The sequence below is a fragment of the Burkholderia sp. JKS000303 genome (assembly GCF_002563755.1).
In the GTDB taxonomy this organism is placed as follows: domain Bacteria; phylum Pseudomonadota; class Gammaproteobacteria; order Burkholderiales; family Burkholderiaceae; genus Burkholderia; species Burkholderia anthina_B.
In genome coordinates this window covers 3975122-3999101 of sequence record NZ_PDBZ01000001.1, presented here as the reverse complement: position 1 = coordinate 3999101, position 23980 = coordinate 3975122, and the positions used below count along the sequence as shown (strand labels likewise).

The window sequence follows — 23980 nt, the reverse complement described above, 5'->3', positions numbered from 1 at the left end:
ATCATTGAAAGGAGGACCATCATGGACATTCACGTGCAATCGCCGGACAAGCGCGCGATCGCTCAGGTGCTGGGCCGCTATTTCGAGTCGCGTTCGTTGCGCTATCACATCGAGGAATTGCCGGGCGGCGTGCTGCATATCGGCTTTCGCGCGAGCGGCCGCCCGGTTGCCGTCACCGTATCGTTCGACGATTCCGCGTACGACACCTACACGCACTGGGACGCGAGCCAGAAGCAACTCGCGCTCGGACGGCTCGCGGACGGCTTCTCGCGCATGATGTCGACACGCAGTCCCGCCGCGCTCGCCGGCGATTACCACGTCGAGCGTTTCTGATTCCGCAACGATCCACCGGCGCGTGCCGGAGTCCGGCAAAGTGCCCGCATGCAATGGGCGCTTTGCGGCTTCGCGCGTGTCGCGTAGGATGTCCCTTAATTCAGCGCACACTACGTTCGCGCCGTCGGCAGTCTGTCGTGGCAGCCGATCAAGCGCGACGCGCTTTCCCTGAGGTTCGTTTTGCGCAACCGACGGAGACCGCCTTGACGACCATTGCTCGCCCGCCGTTGTCATCCGCCACGCGCCGGTTCGTATCCGGCCTGTCGGCCTTCGCCGCGCTCGCGGCATCCGGCGCGCGCGACGCGTCGGCGCAGACGCCTTCGCCGCTCGGCGAATGGCAATACTCGGCGGGCGTCCCGCTGCAGAAGCTGTTCAATCCGGACGTGCCCACGTGGCAGGTGAGCGTCGGTGCCGCGATGACGCTGCAGCCGCGCTATGCGGGCTCCGATCGCTATCGCGTGCTGGGCGGCCCGAATTTCGACGTGCGCTATCGCGACCTGTTCTTCCTGTCGACGGGCGAGGGGCTTGGCGCGAACGTGCTGCGCGGGCCGAACTGGCGCGTGAGCATGTCGGTCGGCTATGACCTCGGGCGCCGTTCGGCCGACGATCTCGAACACCTGAACGGCCTCGACAACATCAATGCGGCGCCGGTGATGAAGCTCGCGGCCGACTACGTGATCTCGAAGGATTTCCCGCTCGTGCTGCGCGCCGATGTCCGCCGCAGCATCGGCGGCTCGAACGGCTGGGTCGGCGATTTCTCCGCGTACATGCCGATGCCGGGCAGCAACGATAATTTCTTCTGGTTTGCGGGGCCGACCGTGTCGTTCGCCGATTCGCGCTACATGAACAGCTGGTTCGGCGTGAGTCCGGGTGCGTCGGCGCGTTCCGGGCTGCCGACCTATTCGGCGAGCGCCGGGATGAAGTCGTACGGCGCGGGCGTGACGATGGTCTGGTTCGTCAACAAGCACTGGTTCGTGACGATGGACGGCGCGATCGAACAACTGGTGGGTCGCGCGCGGCGCAGCCCGATCACGCAGCAGTCGACGAACGGCGTGTTCGACATGTCGGTGAATTACCAGTTCTGAGCGGAATCGGGCCGGGCAGGCCATCGGCGGCGTGCGGCATTTTCCGTCACATTTGATATGATTCCGACCTGTACAAACGTACAGTGATCGATCCCCGTGACGCCTGCATCGCCGACGCCTCCGGCGTTTTACTACCTGACCAATTTCGAGCGCGCGCTGACCTGGCTCGGCGAGCGTTACGACGACCTGATCGACGAGCGCGAGCACGCGTTTTTGCGTCATTTCCCGCAGTTGCCGCAGGCATCGCGCGCGTTGCTCGTGCGGATGCTGATGCGCAACGGGTCCGACTTCCGCGCCAGCAAGCTCGTCTACGACGAAATCGGCTGCCCGCACGACGCGGCCGGGCCGCTCGTCGCGCTCGGCTGGGTCGATCCGGCGCCCGCGCTCTCGCTCGACGAACTGTTCGCACTGTCGACCAAGGCCGATCTGCTGAAGGTGTTCCCGGCGCTCGCCGCGCACGCGGGCGAACGCAAGCCCGAATGGCTGGAGCGGCTGCGGCCCGCACACGATGTCGCGCAACCGCTCGATGCATGGTTCGAACCGGCCGACGATCGCGTGCTGCGCGTGACGGTCGGCGCACTGTGCGACCGGCTGCGGCTGATGTTCTTCGGCAATCTGCATCAGGACTGGAGTGAATTCGTGCTCGCCGATCTCGGCGTGTTCCAGTACGAGAGCGTGCCGTTCGCGCCGTCGTCGCGCGCGTTCCAGCAGCGCGACGACGTCGATGCGTACCTCGCGTTGCAGACCTGCCGCGACGCGCTCGACGCATGGCCCGACGACCTGCCGTTCGATGATCTGCTGCGTGCCATCGACGCGGTGAGTTGCACGCAGCCGTGGCTCGCGACGCGCCGCGCGAAGCTGCTGTTCACGCTCGGGCAAATCTGCGAGCGCCGCGCCGACTGGCCCGCCGCGCTCGATGCGTATGTGCGCAGCGCATGGCCGGGCAGCCGCCATCGACGCATGCGTGTGCTCGAACGCTGCGGCCGCGACGACGACGCGCTCGCGCTGGCGCTCGACGCGCGCAACGGCTTCGAAAGCGACGAGGAGCGCCAGCGCGTCGAACGGATGCTGCCGCGTTTGCAGCGGCGTGCCGGGCAGCAGGTCGAACGCGCGCGTGCCGCGGCGGACGTGCCGCGCGAGACGCTCGTGCTGGCGCGCCCCGACGCGTTCGTCAGCGTCGAATTCGCGGTGCGCGATCATCTTGCGCAGCCTGAAGCGCCGGTTCATTACGTCGAGAACACGCTGATCAATTCGCTGTTCGGGCTGCTGTGCTGGGAGCCCGTGTTCGCGGCCGTGCCCGGCGCGTTCTTTCACCCGTTCCAGCGCGGGCCGGCCGATCTGCATGCGCCCGATTTCGCGATGCGCCGCACCGACGCGTTCGCCGCCTGCTTCGCGCAGCTCGACTCGGGCGCCTATCGCGACACGATCCAGCGTCACTACGCGACCAAGGCGGGGCTGCAATCGCCGTTCGTGTTCTGGGGCGTGCTGACCGACGAACTGCTCGACGAGGCACTGGCATGCCTGCCGCCCGAGCATCTGCGGCTGTGGTTCACGCGCCTGCTCGCGGATATCCGCAGCAACCGCTCGGGGCTGCCCGATCTCGTCCGCTTCTGGCCCGGCGAGCGGCGCTATGAGCTGATCGAGGTGAAGGGCCCCGGCGACCGGCTGCAGGACAACCAGACGCGCTGGCTCGCATACTGCATCGCGCACGGTATTCCGGTGCGCGTCGTCGACGTCGAGTGGGCGGGTGTCGGTGTCGAGCCGGCCGAAGCGGCGGGGCTGTCCGCATGAGCTATGTCGTCGCGGTGCGGGCGATGTGCGAGTTCACCGCGCGGCGCGGCGATCTCGACCTGCGCTTCACGCCCGCGCCGACCGCGCTCGAAGGGATCGCGGGCCACGGCGCCGTCACGTCGAAGCGCGGCGCGCGCTATGAAACCGAGATCGCGCTGACCGGCACGTGGGGCACGCTCACCGTGCGCGGACGCGCGGACGGCTATGATCCGGTCGCGAACCGGCTCGAGGAAATCAAGACCTATCGCGGCAGCCTCGATGCGATGCCGGCCAATCACCGCGCGCTGCACTGGGCGCAGGCGAAGGTCTATGCGCACCTGATGTGCGACGCGCGCGGCCTTCCGGAAATCGACGTCGCGCTCGTGTATTTCGACATCGTGTCCGAGCGCGAGACCGTGTTGACCGACACGCTGGGCGCGAGCGAGCTCGCCGCGTTCTTCGCCGAGCAGTGCGCCTGTTTCGTCGGCTGGGCCGAGCGCGAAACCGCGCATCGCACGGCTCGCGATGCGGCGCTGCGCGCGCTGACGTTTCCGCACGGGCAATTCCGTAGCGGGCAGCGCGAACTGGCCGTGTCGGTCTATCGCGCGGCGCGCGACGAACGCTGCCTGATGGCGCAGGCGCCGACCGGTATCGGCAAGACGGTCGGCACGGTATTTCCGTTGCTGAAGGCGTGTGGCGAGGGCGAACTCGATCACGTGTTTTTCCTGACCGCGAAGACGCCCGGGCGCGCGCTCGCGCTCGAAGCGGCGACGACGCTCGGCGCCGGCACGCCGGCGCTGCCGCTGCGCGTGCTGGAGCTCGTCGCGCGCGACAAGGCGTGCGAGCATCCGGACAGCGCATGTCACGGCGAATCGTGTCCGCTCGCACAGGGCTTCTACGACCGGCTGCCGGCCGCGCGCGACGCGGCGATCGATGCCGGCTTGCTCGATCGCGCGACCGTGCGCGAGGCGGCGCTCGCGCACGATGTCTGCCCGTACTACCTCGCGCAGGAGCTGGCGCGCTGGTCGGACATGGTGATCGGCGACTACAACTACTACTACGACGGCAGCGCGATGCTGCACACGCTCGCGCAGCAGAACCAGTGGCGCGTCGGCGTGCTCGTCGACGAGGCGCACAACCTGCTCGATCGCGCACGCAAGATGTACAGCGCGTCGCTCGACCCGTTCGCGTTCGCCGCCGCGCGCGAGGCCGCGCCGGTGGCGTTGCGCAAACCGTTCGACCGGCTCGCGCGCGCGTGGGGCACCCTCAATCGTGCGCAAACCGAGCGCTATGCCGCGTATCCGGACATTCCGGGCCCGATCGTATCGGCCGTGCAGAACCTCGTCTCGGCGATCGGCGAACATCTGACCGATGCACCGCGTGCGAACGGCGACGCGCTGCTGCGCTTTCATTTCGAGGCGATCCAGTTCGGCGTGCTCGCCGACGCATTCGACAGCGCGTCGATCTTCGATGCGACGCTGCACGGCGAGCCGCTGCCGCGCGAATCGGGGCTCGACGGCGTTGCGCCGGCCGCGCGCCGGCGCCGCATCCAGTCGACGCTGTGCGTGCGCAACGTGATTCCGGCTGGTTTTCTGGCGTCGCGCTACGAGGCCGCACGTGCGACCGTGCTGTTTTCCGGCACGCTGAGCCCGTTCCATTTCTATCGCGACACGCTCGGGCTGCCGGCCGATACCGGCTGGCTCGACGTCGACGGGCCGTTTCGCGCCGAGCAGCTGACCGTGCGTGTCGCGAGCCATGTGTCGACGCGCTGGCGCGATCGCGACCGTTCGCTCGAACCGATCGCGGACCTGATCGCCGCGCAGTACGCGACGCGGCCCGGCAACTACCTCGGTTTTCTCAGCAGCTTCGACTATCTCGGGCGTGTTGTCGCGCTGATGCAGGCTCGCCATCCGGACGTGCCCGTGTGGGCACAGGCGCCTGGCATGGCCGAAAGCGAGCGCGACGCGTTTCTCGCCCGCTTCGATGCGGGCGGCCGCGGCGTCGGCTTCGCGGTGCTGGGCGGGGCGTTCTCGGAAGGCGTGGATCTGGTCGGCGAGCGGCTGATCGGCGCGTTCATCGCGACGCTCGGGTTGCCGCAGGTCAACGACGTCAACGAGCAGATGCGGCGCGCGATGGATGCGCGTTTCGGCAACGGATACGACTACATGTACCTGTATCCGGGTTTGCAGAAGGTCGTGCAGGCGGCCGGGCGCGTGATCCGCACGGAGCATGACGAGGGCGTCGTGCACCTGATCGACGATCGTTACCGGCGGCGCGAGGTGCGCGACCTGCTGCCGAGGTGGTGGCGGATCGGATGAGGTCGTGGAGTGGGTCTCGGCGCCGGAAGCGTCGGGTGCCTGCGTCTACAGCACGTTGAGCATCGCGAGCGCGGCTTCCTGCAGATGCGGCAGCACGCGCCGCACGGCCGCATCGGTCGTCTCCGCGCCGATCGGCATGTTTGTGCTCAGCGCGGCAACGACTTCGCCATGACGGTTCTTCAGCGGCACCGCGATCCCGCGCACACCGACCTGCAATTGCTGTTCGATCACCGCGAAGCCTGCGTCGCGGGCGTGGTCGACCTGTTCGAGCAGGCGCGCCTTGTTGGTGATCGTGTGCGGCGTGAACGGCGCGAGTGCGGTGTCGTCGAGCCAGGTGCGGACGGCTTCCCGATCCGGATGATGCGCGAGCAACACGACGCCCGGCGACGTCAGCGGCGCCGGCACGCGCGCACCGAGCACGAAGCCCGTCGTCATCACGCGCGACACGCCGTTGCGCGCGATGAACACGAGCTCCCATCCGTCGAGCACGCTCACGTACGCCGATTCGTTCAGCGACGCGCTCAGTTGCTGCAGATACGGCTGGACCGTGCGCGGCAGGCGCGCGGAGTCGAAGTACGACCAGCCGACCCGCAGGACGCGCGGCGTGAGGCCATACAGCTTGCCGTCGGTGTACACGTAGCCGAGCGATTCGAGCGTCAGCAGGTAGCGGCGGGCGGCCGTGCGCGTGAGGCCGGTGCGGGCGGCGGCCTGGGTGGGCGTCATGCGCGCGTGCTGGCTGTCGAACGCCTCGAGGATCATCAGGCCTTTTTCGAGGCCGGCAATCCAGTCGCGTCGGTCGAGTTCGGGCTTTTTCATCGTCGGTGAGGCGCCGGGTAAGGCAGTCGGTGGGCGGTGTTCGCGCAGGAGTGAGCGATTATCGCGCAGATCGAAAACCGTGCGAATACGGTCGTGGTGCTGGAAGCGGGGTGCGGGGCGGAGAAAGATGCCGGGGTGGCACCAGCGTGGCAGTCGGAGGGGGCGCTGCCAGGGGGAATCACCCGGCGGCCGGTGGAAGCTGCCGGGCGAGTGCGAACGGGGGAGCGGCGCGGAACAGCGGCGCGAACGTCAGTCGCGCCGCATCCGGAAGGACGTTACTCGCTGCTCGTCCACTCGACGTTCGCACCGACCGAACGCAGGTTTTCGACGAAATGCGGATGTGCGCGGCGGATCGGCAGCGCGTTCATGATTTCCGAGCGGCCTTCGATGCTCGCGGCCACCATCAGCAGCGCGATCGCGACGCGGATGATGTATGGGCTTTCGACGCGCGCCGGCGTCAGTTGCAGCCCGCCGAACGTGATCAGGCGGTGCGGATCCGACAGCAGCACGTGCGCGCCGAACTTCGACAGTTCGCCGGACCAGCCGAGCGCGCCGTCGTAGACCTTGTTCCAGAACATCGCGCTGCCTTCGGCGCGCACGCCGAGCGCGATGAAGATCGGCAGCAGGTCGACCGGCAGGTACGGCCACGGTGCGGCTTCGACCTTGGTCAGGATGTTCTGCGTGAACGGCCGGCGCACGCGCAGCGGGCCGTCGCGTTCCGCGCGCGACCAGCCGTCGCGGTGCGTGACGTTCACGCCGAACTTCGCGAACGTGCGGTCGATCAGCGGGAAATGCTCCGGCGACGAGTTGCGCACCGTGATGTCGCCGCCCGTGATCGCGCCGAGCGCGAGGAACGTCGCGATTTCGTGGAAATCCTCGGCAAAGCGGAATTCGCCGCCGCCGAGCTTGCCGTCGCCCGTCACGCACAGGCGCGACGTGCCGATGCCCTCGATCGCGACGCCGATCATCGCGAGGAACTGGCAGAACTCCTGCACGTGCGGCTCGGATGCCGCGTTCATCAGCGTGGACGTGCCGCTCGCGGCCGTCGCGCACAGCGCGAAGTTCTCGGTGGTCGTCACCGACGCGTAGTCGAACCAGTGATCGTTGGCCGTCAGCGGGCCGTCGGCGCGGACGATCAGCGAATCGGGCGTGCGCTCGATGTGCGCACCGAAGCGCTCGAACACCTCGACGTGCGGGTCGATCTCGCGCACGCCGAGCGTGCAGCCCTTCACGTCGTTCTCGAGGCGTGCGACACCGAAGCGCGCGAGCAGCGGCGGAATCAGCATGATCGACGAGCGCATCGCTTCCGGCAGCCGGTGGACGGCCGGATCGAACGTCGTGTTGCGATGGTGGAGTTCGAGGATGCCTGTCGTGAAGTCGACCGACACGTCGCTGCCCAGCGCGCGGAAGATGTCGAGGATCTTGCGTACGTCGGTGATGTCCGGCACGCCGACGAGGCGCAGCGGCTGATCGGTCAACAGGGTGGCGCACAGAATCGGCAGGACGGCGTTCTTGTTCGCGGACGGCTTGATGTCCCCGCGCAGCGGGGTGCCGCCGTGGACGATGAGATTCGACATGATATGGGGGCGTATCGGTGACTGACGTAGGCCCATATGATGCCATTGGTCGGCGGGCGGCGTGGAATGTTCAGAGGGGAAAAAGGGGTTCTGCGCGTGTGATTGACGGTGTTTGACGTTGGGGGATGGCGGTGCCGTCCGGTTTGCCCGAGGAGGGTGGTTCGCGAGGGAATGACCGGCGGCGCGCGCCGGCCATTCAGCCCACCTGATTACTGCGCCGCCCGCATCCGCGCGGCGACCACCAGCGAGATCAGGCAGCCCACGGCGAGATAGCCGGCGACGAGGTGCCATGAGCCGCCGGCCATGCTGACGAGGGCCACCGCGATGAACGGCGTGAACCCGCCGCCGACGACGCTCGCGAACTGGTAGCCGACGCCCGCGCCGCTGTAACGGTATTCCGCACCGAACAGCTCGGTGAAGAGCGGTTGCTGCACGCTGACGACCATGTCGTGCGCGGCATTCGCCAGCAGGATCGAACAGATCACGATCCATACGGTCGAGCGCGACTCCAGCGCGACGAAGAACGGCACCGCGGCCGCGACGCCGATCAGCGCGCCGATCAGGTAGATGCGGCGCAGGCCGAAGCGGTCGGCCAGCCACGCGAAGCACGGGATCGTCACGCAGCTCACCGCGCCGACCAGCAGGCCGATGTTCAGGAACAGGTCGCGCGACATGCCCAGGTTGGTCGTCGAGTAGCTGAGCGCGAACGCGGTGACGATGTACATCGTGAACAGCTCGGCAAGACGCAGCGCGATGATCAGCAGGAACGCCTTCGGATGACGCGTCAGCGCTTCGAGCACCGGCAGGCGCAGCTTGCGGTTGCCGTGCTCGACCTTCTCGACGAATTCCTGCGACTCGTCCATGCTCTTGCGGACCCACAGCCCGATCAGCACCAGCACGATGCTGAACAGGAACGGCAGGCGCCAGCCCCACGACTTGAATGCGGCTTCGCCGAGCGTGTGGCTCAGGATCGACACGATCCCCGTGGCCAGCACGAGGCCGACGCCGTAGCCGACCTGCACGCCGCTGCTGTAGAACGCCTTTTTCTGCTTCGGTGCGCTCTCGACGGCCATCAGTGCCGCGCCGCCCCATTCGCCGCCGACCGCGAAGCCCTGGATCGCACGCATCAGCACCAGCAGCACGGGCGCCCACCAGCCGATCGTCGCGAAGCCGGGCAACAGGCCGATCGCGACGGTCGACAGCCCCATCAGCATCACGGTCAGCACCAGCATCCGCTTGCGGCCGAGACGGTCGCCGTAGTGGCCGAACACGACGCCGCCGAGCGGCCGGAACAGGAAGCCGACGCCAAACGTCGCGAACGCGGCGAGCGTGCCCATCGTCGGGCTGATTTTCGGGAAGAATTCGGAGTTGAATACGAGTGCCGCGACGATCCCGTACAACAGGAAGTCGTACCAGTCGACGACGGCGCCGACGAAGCTGCCGATCGCGGCCTTGCGGGCCTGACTGCGCGCTCGGGCACTGGCGGCGGTGTCGAGGGTGTCGAAGGTGGGGGTCATGACGAAGTCTCCTGGCACGGCGCATCGTGGAATCGTGGCGGCGCCGCGTCCGATGCTGTATTGAAGTCGAAGGGTGAACGGAGAATAGGGCGCGCGCCGCATCCCGGCAATTGGCCGATCGGTCAAAGTGCGCGATTATCGTTCAATGGCGTGCGATTATCGAACGATTTCCGGGTTTGCACTAGTCGGCGTGCCAATATCCCGTTCGGCCAGGGTGTGCCGCCGTGAACGATCTGGTTAAAATCTGCACCATTAAAAGCTCGCCCGATCCGCGCGAATGTCCGGCCGTTTCATCGGCCGGGTGTGCCGCCCGCACCGGGCGCGATCCCCATCGACCGCCTGCCTCCGGAGAATGGAATGCCCGGTAATTCCCACCCCCCGTCCAGCGATACGCCGCCCGTTGCCGATTCGGCTGCCAATCCGCTCGGAATGGCCGGCCTGGAATTCGTCGAGTTCGCGGCGCCGGTTCCGGAAGCGCTCGCACAACGCTTCGAGCAGCTCGGGTTCAAGGCGATCGCGCGTCATGTCAGCAAGAACGTCACGCTGTATCGGCAAGGGCAGATGCAGTTCCTGATCAACGCCGAACCCGATTCGTTCGCGGCGCGCTATGCGGAGGAATACGGGACGGGCGTCTGCGCGATCGGCATCCGCGTGGCCAGCGCACGGCGCTCGTTCGAGCGTGCGATCGAGCTGGGCGCGTGGGCGTTCGAGGGCGAGCGGATCGGCGTCGGCGAACTGAAGATTCCCGCGATCCAGGGCATCGGCGACTCGCACCTCTATTTCGTCGACCGCTGGCGCGGGCGCGACGGCCAGCGCGGCGGCGTCGGCGACATCTCGATCTTCGACATCGACTTCCGGCCGATCGACATCGCGACGGCACACACCGATCTCGACTGCGTGGGCACGGGCCTGCAGCAGGTCGACCACTTCACGCAGACGGTCGGCGCGGGGCGCATGCGCGAGTGGCTCGACTTCTACCATGACCTGCTGCATTTCCGCGAAATCCACGAAATCGACGCGCACTGGCACGTGTCTGAAGAATCGCGCGTGATGGTGTCGCCATGCGGCGCGGTGCGCATCCCGGTCTATGAAGAAGGCACGCGGCGCACCGAGCTGATGCACGCGTATCTGCCGGACCATCCGGGTGAAGGCGTCCAGCACGTCGCGCTCTCGACCGACGACATCCTGGCGAGCGTCGATGCGCTGCGCGCGAACGGCGTCGAGTTCATCGAGCCGCCCGCACGTTATTACGACGAGGTCGACGCGCGACTGCCGGGGCACGGTGTCGATCTCGACGCGCTGCGCCGGCGTGCGGTGCTGGTCGACGGCGAAATCGGCAGCGACGGCGTGCCGCGTCTGTTCTTCCAGACCTTTGTTAAGCGTCGGCCCGGCGAGATCTTCTTCGAGATCGTGCAGCGCAAAGGGCACCACGGGTTCGGGGAGGGCAACCTCGCGGCGCTGGCTCGCGCCCGCGACGCCGGCTGATCGACGGCTGCCGCTGTCTCGGTCAGCGGTACGCGACAGGCAGCAGGCAGCGTCACCCGCCGCTGAACGTCACGCGCCGGCGGCCGGCACGCGGTTCGGCGCCGGGTCGTTCGGCTCGCGGAGCACGCACGCGGTGCCGCCCGGCGTGTACATCGACACGACGCAGCGGTTGCACGACGTGCAGCCCGACCGCGCAAGCCGGCCGTCGCGCAGCCCGTTCACGAAATCCGGCTCGAACACGAGCGCGCGGGCCAGCGCGACCGCGTCGAACCCTTCGTGCATCGCCAGCGCGACGTTCTCGCGCGAGCGCACGCCGCCGAGATAGGCGAGCGGCATCCGGACGGCGGCGCGCACCTTCTTCGAATGCTCGAGGAAGTACATGTCGCGAAACGCGCCCATCTTCGGCTCGGTGAGCTTCTGCAGCGCCATCGCGGCACGCACGATCGCATTGTCGGCGTTCGCGCGCGCATCGCCGGGCAGCGGGCTGCCGAACAACTGCCACACCGATTCGACGTTCATCCCGCCGCTCAGCACGAGCAGGTGCGCGCCTTCGGCTTCGAGCAACCGCGCGATCTCGCTGGCGTCGTCGGCCGTCCCGCCGCCGCGCACGCCTTCGGTCACGCCGATCTTGCACACCACGGCGAGATCGCGGCCGACCGCGTCGAGCACGCGGCGCAGCACTTCGACGGGGAACGTCGCGCGCCGCGCCGCATCGCCGCCGTACGCATCGCGGCGGCGGTTGTACAGCGGCGACAGGAACTGGCTCAGCAGATAGCCATGCCCCATATGGATTTCGACCGCATCGAACCCGGCGTCGCGTGCATGTCGCGCCGCGCGCGCGAATTCGTCGGCGATGGCGGTCATCTGGTCGCGCGTCATCGCCTGCTTCAGAAAGCGGCCGCTCATCACGCCGACCTTGTTGAAACCGCCCGACGCGCTCAACGGCCGCTTCGTCGACAGCGACGGCAGGAACGTGAAGCAGCCGCCGTGCGTGATCTGCGCGGACGCCGCCGCGCCGTGCCGATGGACGGCATCGGTGAGCACGCGGAATTGCCGGACCGTCGGCGCGTCGAGCTGCGCCTGGTCGACGAACGTACGGCCGTCGTCGCTGATCGCGCAGTACGCGACGGTTGTCAGCGCAGCGCCGCCCTCGGCGATGCGCTCGTGAAACCGCACCAGCGCGCGCGACGGCACGCCGTTCGGCGTCATGCCTTCGTTGGTCGCCGACTTGATCAGCCGGTTGCGCAGCGTCAGCGGGCCGATCTGCAGCGGGGTGAACGCGGTATCGAGGGCAGCGGGTTCCATGTCGGGCGGGCATCGGGAATGGGCACGGCGACCATTGTGCGCAGTCGGTAGCCGCCCGCATCGTCCGCGTGGATGACCCGCGGCGATGGCCGCGGGCGTGCCGCCCGGTCAGCCGCCCAGCTTGCACGCCTGACGGCGCATGCCGTCGAAGATCGCCTCGGCGACGTCCGCCGGGAAATCCGCCGGAATCTGCAATGCGACTTCGGCGATCGCCGGTTCCGTGCGCGCGGCCACGTCGGCCATGGCCGCCCGGACGTCGCCCTCGGTCAGGCCGACGCGCGCGCCTTGTGCGATCCAGTGGCGCGGCTGGATGTCGCCGATCACGTAGTGGCGATTCTTCCCGCATACGGCCATGGCGAGCCGTGCGCGATGCGGCGACAACTGGTTGCGCCGCGTGCCGATGATCGGATGCGCGGACAACACGTCGTACAGCGGCGTGCTGCGATACGTGTTGCCCGGCAGGTGCGCGATGCTGAAGTTCTTCGCATGGCCGTCGATTGCGGCGAGCACCCAGAACACGAGCTGCGCGATGAAGAAATGCCGGCGGTCCTGCGTGGCGTCGGCGGAATTCGCGAGGATGCCCATGATCGCCGCGATGCCCGGGCCGCCGTCGGACTCGTATTTCGCGCCCGACGGCGTGCCGGTCGCCTGGCACATGTCTTCCTGCGGCAGCCGCAGGATCCACGTGCCGTCGCGCGAAGGCCGGCGGTCGAAGCGCTCGACGACCAGCGCCTTCTGGTCGTCGAACCGGCCGATGTCGCACGACGCGACAGGCAGGCCGTACGCGGCGACGATTTTCGAACACAGCCATTCGTTCTCGACCGACGTCCGCATGTCGGCCTGCATGTTCCCGACGCGTCCGAGCGGCAGCTTGAAGATATGCGTGGTCGGCGTGCTGCCCGACGGCAGCAGCCAGTGCGCGCCGTGGCGCAGCAGCGCGGTCTTTTCCTGCGCGCCGGCGATCGACAGGCGCAGTTCGCCGTCCGGCTCCGGGTGGCCGGGCAGCGGTGCGGCAGTCGCATGGCGCAGCACGTCGGCCACGGCTGCGTCGTCGAGCGCGGTGCCGTCGATGGTTTCCAGGTCGAGCGGCATTTCGTCGGGCGGCAGCAACTGCAGCGCGCCGACGCAATCGCGGCCGATCGACGCGAGCAGTTCGAACGGTGCCGTTGACCCGAGCCGGTAGCGCTGCGCGATGCGGCGGCGGATCGGCTGGCTGTCGGGCAGCAGGTTGTCGAAGTAATCGGCGACGATCGCGCCCTGGTGCGGCTGATTGCCTGGCGTGAACGGCAGCGAAAGCGACAGCGGACGGCCCTGCGGATCGTCGATCCACGACGCCAGGTAGACGAGGCGCTCGATGCCGCGTCGGACTTCCCAGTAACCGACCGGGATGCCGTTCATCCACAGGTCAAGACGGTCGTGGCGGGGGCGGCGGGCCATCGTCACCAGTCCTCCCGTTTCGGGCCGCGGGGCTTGCCAGGCGTCGCCGCGGCAGGCCGTTTTCGCGACGCGGCGACCGGCGAGCGGGCCTCGGTGGTATCGGACGCAGGCCGGGACGAACGCCGGCGCGTGGCCGGCGTGCGCGCGGGAGCGGGATCGGCGACATCGGGGGCCGGCGCATCGTCGGGCGTGCCCGGTTCGAGCATCAGGCGAACGCCGAGCACGTTCAGCACCTTGAACAGCCGTTCGATGCTGACCGCGGACGGATTGGCTTCGAGCTGCGCATACGACTGCTGCGTGACGCCGAGGCGGGCGGCGAGCTGCGCCTGCGTGAATCCCGCCGACTTCCGGAAGCCGACGAGGATCGGGCGCAACTGGCTCAAGGTCTGGACAGGGAATGCCATGGGCTCTCCGCGAAATGACAGTCGATCGCTTGTAATCGGAAAATACAGTCTATGGTATGTATCGTCAAAATACAAACCCAAGGCTGTATTTAATAAAAACAAACGATAACCTGTCGTGCGGAAACCCGCAGGCAAGCCAGGGCAGCCGTGCGCGCCGCGTGGCCGTCAGCCGTGTGTCATGCCGCCCGCAGCGGCGCGGCCCGCGCGCTTTCCGGATCGTCGTCGCCGAGCGGGATGAACGCCATGATCTCGAGGTCGTGCCCCGACAGCGCCGGCAGCCGGAACGGGCTCGACAGCACATTCAGGCGCCGCACGCCGAGCTCGCGCAGGATCTGCGAGCCGATCCCCGTCACGCGTCCGTCGCGGCGAGCATGGGCGGCAGGCGTGCGCGTTGCGTCGCCGCGCAGGTCGCAGTCGAGCAGCACCGCGACGCCGCAGCCGGCCGCATCGATCCGTTGCAGCGCGGCGTGCAGCGGCCACGAATGCGCGGACGGTTCCGCATCGAGCAGGTCGAGCAGCGAATGGCATTCGTGCACGCGCGTCAGCACGGGCGTCGCCGGGTCGGGCTCGCCGCGCACCAGCGCGAGATGCGGCGCGCCGTGCACGGTGTCGCGATATTCGATCGCGCGGAAGCGCCCCCACGGCGTGTGCAACGGACGTTCGCCGACGCGTTCGACGAGCGATTCGTGCTCGCGACGGTAATGGATCAGGTCCGCGATGGTGCCGATCTTCAGCCCGTGATGCGCGGCGAACGTCTTCAGTTCGGGCAGCCGCGCCATCGTGCCGTCGTCGTTCATCACCTCGCAGATCACCGCCGCAGGCGTGAGCCCGGCCAGCGCCGCGAGATCGCAGCCGGCTTCCGTGTGTCCGGCGCGCACCAGCACGCCGCCCGGGCGCGCGGCGATCGGGAACACGTGGCCGGGCTGCACGAGATCGTCGGGGCGCGCGCCCGAGCGGACCGCCGCGCGGATCGTCTGCGCGCGATCGGCGGCCGAGATGCCGGTCGTCACGCCTTCGGCCGCTTCGATGCTGACGGTGAACGCGGTCCCGAACGGCGTGCCGTTGTGATCGGCCATCGGCGGCAGGCGCAGTTGCTCGCAGCGCTCGGCCGTCAGCGTCAGGCAGATCAGCCCGCGGCCGAAGCGCGCCATGAAATTGATCGCTTCGGGCGTCACGTGATCGGCGGCGATCACGAGGTCGCCTTCGTTCTCGCGATCCTCTTCGTCGACGAGCAGGACCATCCGCCCCGCACGCAATTCGTCGACGATTTCCAGCGTGCTGGCGAGCGTCATTGCGCCTCCGTTGCGTCGAACGCGCGGCGCAGCGCAGCGGCGCCGAACGTCAGCACGCGATCGGCTGCATCGACCGCGCCGAGCATGCTCGCGAAGCCGTGCAACTGGCCCGGCCAGCGCACGAGCGACACCGGCGTGCCGGCCTGCGCGAGACGCAGCGCGTATGCCTCGGCTTCGTCGCGCAGCGGGTCGAATTCGGCGCTGACGATGGTGGCCGGCGCCGCGCCCGACAGGTCCGGTGCGGCGAGCGGGCTGGCGAGCGGCGACGTGCGATCGGCGCCGTCATCGAAGTAGTGCCGCTTGAACCAGCGCATCGCGTCCGCCGTCAGGAAATAGCCTTCGCCGAGCGATTCGTACGACGGATGCTCGGTCGCGCAATCGACGACCGGATACAGCAGCAACTGATGTGCGATCGCGATGCCCGAGCCGCGCAACTGCAGCGCGGCGACGGCGGCCAGGTTGCCGCCCGCGCTGTCGCCGGCGACGGCGACAGCGCCGGTGCGCGCGCCGAGATCGCGCGCGCTGGCGGCGGCCCAGCGCACGGCATCGCATGCATCGTGCGCGGCTGCCGGGAACCGCGCTTCGGGCGCGAGCCGGTAGTCGACCGACAGCACGAGCGTGCGTGCCCGTCGCGCCAGACTGCGGCACAGGTTCGCGTGAGAATCGATCCCGCACGCGACGAAGCCGCCGCCGTGGAAGAACACGGTCAGCGGCAACGGCCCGTCGGCCTCGGGCCGATACAGCCGTGCGGACAACTCGCGACCGGGCGCGGGAATCTGCCAGTCCTCTTCGGCGGCAATCGCGTCGCCGGGCGCGAACGCGCCGCCTCCGGCGAGGCTCGCGCGGTAGGCGGGAATGGTCAGTTGATCGAAATCGATCGCGGGCGCTTGGGCGAGCGCGGCGAGCAGCGCTTGCGCCTGAGGGTCGAGCGGCATGGAAACTCCTGTCTGAATCGGATGCGGTCGGAATCAGGTAAACCCGCGTCGCGGTTTTCCCTGAGCCCGCGCCGGAAGCTTGCCGGCACGGCCTGACGGGCATTCCAGCGCAGCACGCAGGGCGCCACATCATCCGATTGGACGATGGTTCGCCCGCCCGGATAGCCAAAGCTCCCCATTCAGTGAATGTCCCGATGACGCCGGAATTAAGACGCGTCTTAATCATGGCGGCGCGGACGGATGAGTCTCACCGACAACAAGTCGCATGGAGGATGGAGCGTGCTGATGGAGACGAGATGGGCTCCGCAAGAGAGCCAGTCAACAAGCGAGGAAGCCGACATCGGCGTCGCGGATTTCAGCGAGCTGATGGCGCGCATCTACCAGGGTCCGATGGAAACGCCGCCGTGGGCGGGCGCGCTCGAGATGGTGCGCCGGCTGCTGCAGGCCAACTACGTGACGCTGATCCTGCGCGCGGCCGCGAGCGATCGTCGTGCGCCGCTGTCCGTGCATGCATCGGAGTTCGGCCCGGTCGTGCCGGGTGACGGCGAGGCGTCGTACAACAACTACTACTATTCGCTCGACCCGTTCGTCGGCTTGCCGGCCGATCGCGTGGTCACGGTCGACGACGTGTTCGGCGATACGGGCTGGCTGTCGAGCGAACTGTACAAGCAGTTCCTGAAGCCGCAGGACGTGCGCTACATCCTCGGCGCGGACCTGCGCACGTCGTCGGGCGTCGAATGCCGGTTCCGCGTGTGCCGCAACCATGCGTCGAAGCAGTTCTCCGCGCGCGACAAGGCGATCTGCGCGTTGCTGCTGCCGCACCTGAAGCGCGCGGTCGAACTGCATTCGCGGCTCGACACGGCCGAGGTCGAGCGCTCGATCTACGCGAACGCGATCAACCGGATGCAGATCGGCACGATCACGCTCGACGAGAACGGCGCGATCATCGACATGAACAGCGTCGCCGACGAGATCCTGAAGCAGAACAACGGTCTGACGATTGCGCGCGGCACGATCGAGGCGACCGACGCGCAGGAGAACCGCACGCTCAAGCGGCTGATCCGCCACGCGGTGATGGGACACCACGGAACGGCCGCGGCGATCGTCGAAGCGATGCCGATCACGCGCGGCTTCGACAAGCCGCGCCTCGGGTTGCTGGTGCGCACGGTGCTGCTGTCCGACTGGTCCGAGGACAACAAGCGGCGGCCGGCCGTCACGCTGTTCCTGCGCGACCCCGATCGCAAGCCGCAAGGCGCGCAGGAAATCATCCGCAAGCTGTTCGACCTGACGCCCGCCGAGACGTCGCTCGCGCTGCTGCTGACCAACGGGCTCACGCTCGAGGAGGCGGCCGAGGAGTCGGGGATCAGCAAGAACACCGCGCGCACGCACCTGCGTGCCATCTTCTCGAAGACGGGCGTGACGCGCCAGGCGACGCTCGTGCGGATCCTGCTCGGGAGCGTGGTGCCGCTCGATTGATCGCGGGTGGTGCGTGTTGCTTCACCCCATCGGTATCGAGCGGATTCGTCTGCTGATACATCGACGGCGGTTGATGTGTGCGTGGCTGCCAGACGATCGCGGCAGCTTGTCGTAAAGGAGGCTCGCGCGGTGCGAGCCTTTTTCGTTTCCGATGCGGCCGATGGCGGGTATCGGGTGTTTCAAGGCATCGCGTGCAGCGATGTCGCTCGTATCGTCACGACCCGCGCGTCGAGCGATTCGCCCACGCCGACCATGCCGGCCATTGCGCGCAACCGCGCCGGATGAATCCCGCACCGGTGCGGATCACGATCGCCCCGATCGCAAGCGCCGCGAAATCGTCGAGACGGCCGAGGCCGACCCATGCCGCGCTCATCGCGAGCGCCGCGAGCAATGCCGACAGGGCATCGGTGCGCACATGCCAGCCGCTCGCTTCGAGCAGCGCGGAGCCGGTTTCGCGCGCCTTGCGCAGCATCCAGCGCGACAGCGCGGCCTTGCCGGTCAGCGTGAACACGATCAGCGCGAGCGTCATCGCGCCGGGTTGCACGACCGGCGGCGCGTCGAGGCGGTTCGACGCATGCCAGATCATCTGTACGCCCGTCGCGACGAGCAATGCGCCGAGTCCTGCCAGCGCGAGCGGCTCGTAGGTCGGGCGCCGCTCGGGCGGCAGCCGCGCGTCGAGCCGGCAGGCGACGAGGATCAGCGCGTCGGCCGCGAGATCGATCGCTGCGTGCGCGACGTCCGCGAGCAGGCCGGACGAATGCGCGGACCACGCCGCCACCGCCTCGGCAGCGAGCAACAACAGGTTGATCGCGAGACTGACGGCGAGGGCGCGGGACGTGGCCGCATAAACGTGGGACGTGGCGCGCGACGTGCGCTGCATGGCGGGTTCGTCTGTCGAAATCGTGGGGCAGCCTCGAACGCTACCGGCCGACGATTGCAGGTACGTGACAGCGGCGGGATCGCCGGATCGGCGGCGACGCTGCGATCGATCGAGATCGCGCCTCGATACCGCTGATTGCGCGAACGTGACAGTGCCGTCACGTGGCATCCCGGTCGCAGCGCGCCGGAACGCACCGAGCGCGGCATTCCCCGTGCGCGCATGCACCGACAACGGACGCCCGGCTCGACCGGGCACCCGTTGTCGCGTCGTTCATTTCAACAGCGCGAGCAGATCGTCCAGCGATTGACGGCATGTCGCGGCGTCGGGCTTGTCGGCGCGCAGCGCGGCGAGTGCGCGGTCGATCGCCTTGTCGATCACGTGCCAGTCGGCGGCCGAACGCGGCTTCAGCGACGGCTCCGCGTCATCCCATTTCGTTTCGAGATCCTTGATGCGCGTTTTCGCGCCGGCCAGGTTGCCTGCGTCGACGAGCTTCCGGGTGTCCGTCACGATGCTGCGGAACGCGGACAGGTCGCCGAGCTTCGCGGCGGTTGCGGCGGTTGCCGCATAGACGGACGGGATGAAGATCGTCGCAGCGGGGCCTGCGGCGAGTGCGGTGACGACGGCGACGAGCAGCAGCTTTCGGGTGCGCATGTCATTTCCTTTGAGTAGTCGGACGGAGGTGGACAACGGGGTAACGCAATACGTCGGTCATCGAACGCTTGCTTGCCGGTTGGCGAGCATCGTGCACGCGACCAGCAGCACGATCGACGTCAGGAACGCCGCGCTCGTCGTCGCGGTGCCGAGCCCGAGGCCGCCGTATTCGCGCGCCTGGGACAGGAAATCGCCGAGCGACGCGCCGAGCGGGCGCGTGAGGATGTAGGCGAGCCAGAATGCGAGCACGCGATTCGCGCCCATGCGCATCGCGACGGCCACCAGCGCGATCGCCGCGCCGAACGACACGATGCCGAGCCGGAATCCGAGGCCGAGCGCTTCGGTGGCGAGATCGCCGGCGGCCGTACCGAGCGCGAACGTCAACAGGATCGCGGCCCAGTAGAACCCTTCGCGGCGCGTCGTGACGATGGTCTCGATCGACAACGTGTGCTCGCTGCGATACCAGAGCGCGAACAGCGCCGCGAGCGCGACGGCGAAGCACGCGGTGCTTGCGTACAGGCTGACGCCGAGCCCGTCGGTCAGCGCGTCGGTGATCTGCGTGCCGACGATGCTGACCAGCACCACGTTGAGCCAGTACAGCCACGGCACGCAGGCTTTCGCGCGGAACTGCAGTACGAGCGCGATGACGAGCAGCGATGCCATCAACGCGTCGGTGACCGGCACGCCGAGGCCGGCGCGCACGGCGAGATAGTCGGCGCCGGTTTCGCCGACGGTCGTCGACAGGATCTTGATGATCCAGAAGATGGCGGTGACGGCGGGCACCTTGTTCAGCATGGATGTCGATACGGCGGGCGGGCGCGGATTCACGGATCGCTCCTTGAAGAGGCGCCGTCATCCGGGGCGGCGCGGGTCGAAGGCCTCGGTCGAGGACTGGGCGCCACTATGCGGGCTGGATTCTTAACGGATGCTTATCGGGGGACGCGCGATTCTGGGGTGATCCGGACGCGGCGGATGGCGGGGGATGACCGGGAGGGGCGCTTCGGGAATGCCTGAGGGCAGCCGGGGCGAGGAGACGCAGGATGCCGACGGGAACAGCGAGGCGGCGAGCGACATTCGGAAATAACGACACTCGTCTTAAGAATCTCAACATTATAGAAATAATGTCAAAACTCAGAGATCGAATAATTGGATATTTAACGGTTTACGTTATATTATTTACGAAATCCCCAACGTAGCTCGACCATGTCCGACCTCGCCGCCGACGAATCCCGCCTGATCGCCGAAATCGACCGCCTCAAGGCCGATTTCCCGAAAACCCGCGAGTTGTACCGCGAGGTCTGCGCATTGATGTTCTTCCGCTTCGGGATCACGCCCACCGCGAACCGCCTGTATCAGCTCGTGCGCAAAGGCAGCATGAGTACGCCGACCGCTGTTCTCGGCGAGTTTTGGGCCGAGCTGCGGGAAAAGAGCCGCGTTCGCATCGAGCATCCGGATTTGCCGGCCGACCTGCAGGCCGTCGCCGGCGAGCTGATCGCCGCGCTGTGGAGTCGTTCCAGCGCCGATGCGGCTGCGGCGCTCGACGCACTGCGTGCGGAAGTCGAGGCCGAGCGCATCGCCGCGAAGGCGGAAGTCGCCGGTTTGCAGGTCGAACTGTCCCGCACCGAAACCGCGCTGGAACAGCGCACGGCCGCGTTGCTGGCGGCGCAGGTGCGGATTCAGGTGCTCGAGCAGGCGAGGGCGGCCGACGAAGCATCGCGCCGCGCGCTGCAAGCGGACGTCGAGCGGCTGACGGCCGACAACGCGGACGCCGATCACGCGCTGGCGCAAGCGCGCGCCGATTTCACGGCGCAACTCGACCGGCTGCGCGACGATGCGGGCCGGGCGGAAGAGCGCTTGCGCGCATCGGAAAAGCGGGCGCTTCAGGAGATCGACCGCGAGCGGCTTGCGGCCTCGCGGTTGCAAAAGGCGCTCGACGCCACCGCCGCGCGTGCGGAGCAGCGCGATACGCAGCACAGCAAGGATCTCGCGGTACTGCAGGCGCAACTGGCCGACGCGCAGCATCGCTGCGGCGTGCTCGAAGGTCAGCTCGACGGCGCACGCGCAGCCAATGCCGCCTATGTCGGCGAGCTCGACACGCTGCGCGCCGAACGCGCGTCGCGCGGGCTCGCGCGCAGGGCGCCGGGCCGACCGGCCGGCGGCGGCCTGCGCGCCGCGAAGCCGGTCGCCAGGAAGCGTCTGCCCAAACCCGCGTGACGCGCGCGCCACGGTGCGGCGACAACGCGTCCGCGCTGCTGCGCGATTCGGGTAAAGTGCCGCTCAATCTGCCGGCTCGACGTTACTAGACGACCGGTCTAATCGTTGCTAAGATACGCCATCATGAATGCATCTTCAGGCGCGGAAGTCCGCCAGCACATCCTGAATATCGCGAAGCCGATCATGCTCCACAAGGGGTTTTCGGCGGTCGGTCTGAACGAGATTCTCGCTGCGGCGGGCATCCCGAAGGGCTCGTTCTATCATTACTTCGGCTCGAAAGAGGCGTTCGGCGAAGCGCTGCTCGAATCGTATTTCGAAGGCTATCTCGAGCATCTCGACAACCTGCTCAAGCATCAGGCCGGCACGGGCGCGCAGCGCCTGATGACGTACTGGGGCAACTGGCTGCACACGCAGTGCGCGGACGACCCTGAAGGCAAGTGCCTCGCGGTGAAGCTCGGCGCGGAAGTGTCGGATCTGTCGGAAGCGATGCGTGCGGTCCTGCGGCGCGGCACCGGCCAGATCATCGAGCGGCTCGCGGGCGGGATCGAGGCCGGGCTGGCCGACGGCTCGCTGGGCGGCGTCGACGATCCGGCGCATACGGCCGCGATCCTTTACGAGCTGTGGCTCGGCGCCACGCTGCTGGAGAAGATTCACCGCAACCGCAAACCGCTCGAACGCGCGATGCGCGAAACGCGACGGATGCTGAATCTGCCGCCCGTCGCGGATGACGAAGCACAGTCGTAACCCGGGCGCGCGTTGGCGCGCCTTTTTTGCCCGCAACACTAGACGACTGGTCTACTCAGATCAGGTCTGACTGCTTGACCCGCATGCCTGCGGCTGCGCCGGGCGATTCGCCGGCACCGCCGCAGGCATTTGCATCACGGTTGTCCAACGTTGATCCGATCGTGCCCATTGCACGTCCATTCCTGTTGACGGAGGTTCCCATGCCGCAAAGCAAGGCAGCAAACCGCAGCATCATCCTGAACGCGCGCCCGGTCGGCGCACCCACCACGAACGATTTCCGCACCGAAACCGGTGACGTGCCGGCGCCCGGCGCAGGCCAGGTGCTGTTGCGCACGGTCTGGCTGTCGCTCGATCCGTACATGCGCGGCCGGATGAGCGATGCGCCGTCGTATGCGCCGCCGGTCGAGCTCGGCGACGTGATGGTCGGCGGCACGGTCAGCCGCGTGGTGTCGTCGAACCTGCCTGCGTATCGCGAAGGCGATCTGGTCGTGGCGGGCGGCGGCTGGCAGGACTATTCGCTGTCCGACGGCCGCGACCTCATTCCGCTCGGCCGCGATTTCGCGCATCCGTCTCATGCGCTCGGCGTGCTCGGCATGCCGGGGTTCACCGCGTACACCGGGCTGTTGAAGATCGGCGAGCCGAAGGCCGGCGAAACCGTGGTCGTCGCCGCTGCGAGCGGCGCGGTGGGCGCGGTGGTCGGCCAGATCGCGAAACTGAAGGGCTGCCGCGTGATCGGCGTCGCGGGCGGCGCCGACAAGGTCGCGTACGTGAAGGACTCGCTCGGCTTCGACGCGTGCATCGATCACCGCGATCCGGCATTCGCGGCGAAGCTGAAGGAAGCGTGCCCGAACGGCATCGACGTCTATTTCGAGAACGTCGGCGGCGCCGTGTTCGACGCGGTGTGGCCGCTGCTCAACGATCATGCGCGCGTGCCGGTGTGCGGGCTGATCGCGCATTACAACGACACCGCGCCGCCGGCCGGCCCCGATCGCCTGCCGCTGCTGATGGCGACGATCCTGCGCAAGCGCATCCGGATGCAGGGTTTCATCATTCTCGATCACTATGCGACCGGTTATGCGCCGTTCCTGAAAGAGATGAGCGAGTGGGTCGCGCAGGGCAAGGTGAAGGCGCTCGAGGACGTGATCCCCGATCTGGCCGATGCGCCGAATGCGCTGATCGGCTTGCTCGCCAGCAAGAATTTCGGCAAGGTCGTCGTGCGTGTGGGCCCGGACGAGCTCGCCTGACGCACATCATCCGACCGGCCGCCTGCCCGCGTCACAGGGCGCGAGCCGGCGGCGGCATTTCTGCATTTCCGCAGCATTTCCGTTTCGAAAAGGAGTGTAAACATGGCGCTTTACGTGATGGCCTCGGTGTTCCCGAAACCCGAACATGCACAGGCCGTCGAGGCTGAATTGCGCAGCATGGTCGCGGCGTCCCGCGCCGAACCCGGCAACCGCCGCTACGACCTGTTCCGCGAACAGGATGGCTCGCCGGCGCTGCACCTGTTCGAGATCTACGACGACCAGGCTGCCTTCGACACCCACCTCGCCAGCCCGTACTTCACCGCGTTCCGCATCAAGTCGGCCGACTGGTTCGCGGCGCCGCCGGTCATCAAGGTGCTGTCGGGCATCGACGCGGCCGAATAACCGACGCTGAACCATCGACGCGGCTCGCCCCCACCCGGGCCGCGCGACAGCCGCCGCGCCATGCGCGGCGGCGATGAACCCACGGCGCGCCGGCC

Annotated in this window: 21 protein-coding genes; 10 read left to right on the top strand and 11 right to left on the bottom strand. The window is 67.9% G+C overall.

The genetic code is table 11. The features are described 5' to 3' along the window. Window positions 1-21: 21 nt before the first annotated feature. From BX604_RS18825 to BX604_RS18810, 4 genes are all read left to right on the top strand, one after another. A complete protein-coding gene (locus BX604_RS18825) occupies window positions 22-333 on the top strand; it encodes a hypothetical protein (protein ID WP_096498664.1) in 312 nt (103 codons plus the stop codon). Window positions 334-536: 203 nt separating this feature from the next. Further along, the gene (locus tag BX604_RS18820) at window positions 537-1418 is read left to right on the top strand and encodes a MipA/OmpV family protein (protein WP_098552121.1); all 882 of its coding nucleotides are present in this window, start codon (window positions 537-539) and stop codon (window positions 1416-1418) included. 96 nt (window positions 1419-1514) lie between these two features. Then, window positions 1515-3209, top strand: a complete 1695-nt coding sequence (locus BX604_RS18815) for a VRR-NUC domain-containing protein (protein ID WP_098552120.1) — start codon at window positions 1515-1517, stop codon at window positions 3207-3209. After that, on the top strand, window positions 3206-5506 hold the full coding sequence (locus tag BX604_RS18810) for an ATP-dependent DNA helicase (RefSeq protein ID WP_098552119.1): 2301 nt from the start codon (window positions 3206-3208) through the stop codon (window positions 5504-5506). The genes BX604_RS18815 and BX604_RS18810 overlap by 4 nt, the downstream gene beginning before the upstream one ends. 45 nt (window positions 5507-5551) lie before the next feature. Here BX604_RS18810 and BX604_RS18805 read toward each other — a convergent pair whose 3' ends face one another. The 3 genes from BX604_RS18805 to shiA all read right to left on the bottom strand — a co-directional run bounded on the left by BX604_RS18805 (window position 5552) and on the right by shiA (window position 9416). Beyond that, complete coding sequence (locus BX604_RS18805; protein ID WP_098552118.1) at window positions 5552-6322, bottom strand: IclR family transcriptional regulator domain-containing protein; 771 nt, start codon at window positions 6320-6322, stop codon at window positions 5552-5554. A 275-nt stretch (window positions 6323-6597) separates the two neighbouring features. Further along, window positions 6598-7899, bottom strand: coding sequence for a UDP-N-acetylglucosamine 1-carboxyvinyltransferase (locus BX604_RS18800; RefSeq protein WP_098552117.1), 1302 nt, complete (start codon window positions 7897-7899; stop codon window positions 6598-6600). A gap of 209 nt (window positions 7900-8108) precedes the next feature. Next, window positions 8109-9416 carry a shikimate transporter gene (gene shiA / locus BX604_RS18795; protein WP_098552116.1) on the bottom strand — a complete coding sequence of 436 codons (1308 nt, stop codon included), beginning with the start codon at window positions 9414-9416 and terminating at the stop codon, window positions 8109-8111. 357 nt (window positions 9417-9773) lie between these two features. Here shiA and BX604_RS18785 point away from each other — a divergent pair, with 357 nt between their 5' ends. Continuing rightward, window positions 9774-10901, top strand: coding sequence for a 4-hydroxyphenylpyruvate dioxygenase family protein (locus BX604_RS18785; RefSeq protein ID WP_098552115.1), 1128 nt, complete (start codon window positions 9774-9776; stop codon window positions 10899-10901). 69 nt (window positions 10902-10970) lie between these two features. On the opposite strand, the gene BX604_RS18780 is transcribed toward BX604_RS18785, so the two are convergent. From BX604_RS18780 to BX604_RS18760, 5 genes are all read right to left on the bottom strand, one after another. Then, on the bottom strand, window positions 10971-12206 hold the full coding sequence (locus BX604_RS18780; RefSeq protein WP_098552114.1) for an NADH:flavin oxidoreductase: 1236 nt from the start codon (window positions 12204-12206) through the stop codon (window positions 10971-10973). Between the two features lie 108 nt (window positions 12207-12314). Beyond that, window positions 12315-13643 (bottom strand): type II toxin-antitoxin system HipA family toxin, encoded by a 1329-nt coding sequence (locus tag BX604_RS18775; RefSeq protein WP_098552113.1) that lies wholly within the window; start codon window positions 13641-13643, stop codon window positions 12315-12317. A gap of 2 nt (window positions 13644-13645) precedes the next feature. Continuing rightward, entirely contained in the window at window positions 13646-14047 is a 402-nt protein-coding gene (locus tag BX604_RS18770; protein ID WP_098552112.1) for a helix-turn-helix domain-containing protein, read from the bottom strand. A 176-nt stretch (window positions 14048-14223) separates the two neighbouring features. Then, window positions 14224-15339 carry a bifunctional 3,4-dihydroxy-2-butanone-4-phosphate synthase/GTP cyclohydrolase II gene (ribBA, locus tag BX604_RS18765; protein ID WP_098552111.1) on the bottom strand — a complete coding sequence of 372 codons (1116 nt, stop codon included), beginning with the start codon at window positions 15337-15339 and terminating at the stop codon, window positions 14224-14226. Then, window positions 15336-16274 carry an alpha/beta hydrolase gene (locus BX604_RS18760; RefSeq protein ID WP_098552110.1) on the bottom strand — a complete coding sequence of 313 codons (939 nt, stop codon included), beginning with the start codon at window positions 16272-16274 and terminating at the stop codon, window positions 15336-15338. The genes ribBA and BX604_RS18760 overlap by 4 nt, the downstream gene beginning before the upstream one ends. Before the next feature lie 285 nt (window positions 16275-16559). Between BX604_RS18760 and BX604_RS18755 the strand changes: the two genes are divergently transcribed. Next, a complete protein-coding gene (locus BX604_RS18755; RefSeq protein ID WP_098552959.1) occupies window positions 16560-17750 on the top strand; it encodes a helix-turn-helix transcriptional regulator in 1191 nt (396 codons plus the stop codon). 214 nt (window positions 17751-17964) lie between these two features. Here BX604_RS18755 and BX604_RS18750 read toward each other — a convergent pair whose 3' ends face one another. The 3 genes from BX604_RS18750 to BX604_RS18740 form a co-directional block, all read right to left on the bottom strand. Next, window positions 17965-18630, bottom strand: a complete 666-nt coding sequence (locus BX604_RS18750; protein WP_098552109.1) for a cation diffusion facilitator family transporter — start codon at window positions 18628-18630, stop codon at window positions 17965-17967. A 270-nt stretch (window positions 18631-18900) separates the two neighbouring features. Then, a complete protein-coding gene (locus BX604_RS18745) occupies window positions 18901-19281 on the bottom strand; it encodes a histidine kinase (protein WP_098552108.1) in 381 nt (126 codons plus the stop codon). A 57-nt stretch (window positions 19282-19338) separates the two neighbouring features. Continuing rightward, complete coding sequence (locus tag BX604_RS18740; protein ID WP_098552107.1) at window positions 19339-20076, bottom strand: COG4705 family protein; 738 nt, start codon at window positions 20074-20076, stop codon at window positions 19339-19341. A gap of 408 nt (window positions 20077-20484) precedes the next feature. Between BX604_RS18740 and BX604_RS18735 the strand changes: the two genes are divergently transcribed. From BX604_RS18735 to BX604_RS18720, 4 genes are all read left to right on the top strand, one after another. Next, the gene (locus BX604_RS18735; protein WP_098552106.1) at window positions 20485-21495 is read left to right on the top strand and encodes a DNA-binding protein; all 1011 of its coding nucleotides are present in this window, start codon (window positions 20485-20487) and stop codon (window positions 21493-21495) included. A gap of 123 nt (window positions 21496-21618) precedes the next feature. Further along, complete coding sequence (locus BX604_RS18730; RefSeq protein WP_098552105.1) at window positions 21619-22239, top strand: TetR/AcrR family transcriptional regulator; 621 nt, start codon at window positions 21619-21621, stop codon at window positions 22237-22239. Between the two features lie 200 nt (window positions 22240-22439). Next, complete coding sequence (locus BX604_RS18725; RefSeq protein ID WP_098552104.1) at window positions 22440-23483, top strand: NADP-dependent oxidoreductase; 1044 nt, start codon at window positions 22440-22442, stop codon at window positions 23481-23483. Between the two features lie 102 nt (window positions 23484-23585). Beyond that, the gene (locus BX604_RS18720; RefSeq protein ID WP_098552103.1) at window positions 23586-23885 is read left to right on the top strand and encodes a putative quinol monooxygenase; all 300 of its coding nucleotides are present in this window, start codon (window positions 23586-23588) and stop codon (window positions 23883-23885) included. Window positions 23886-23980: the final 95 nt, after the last annotated feature.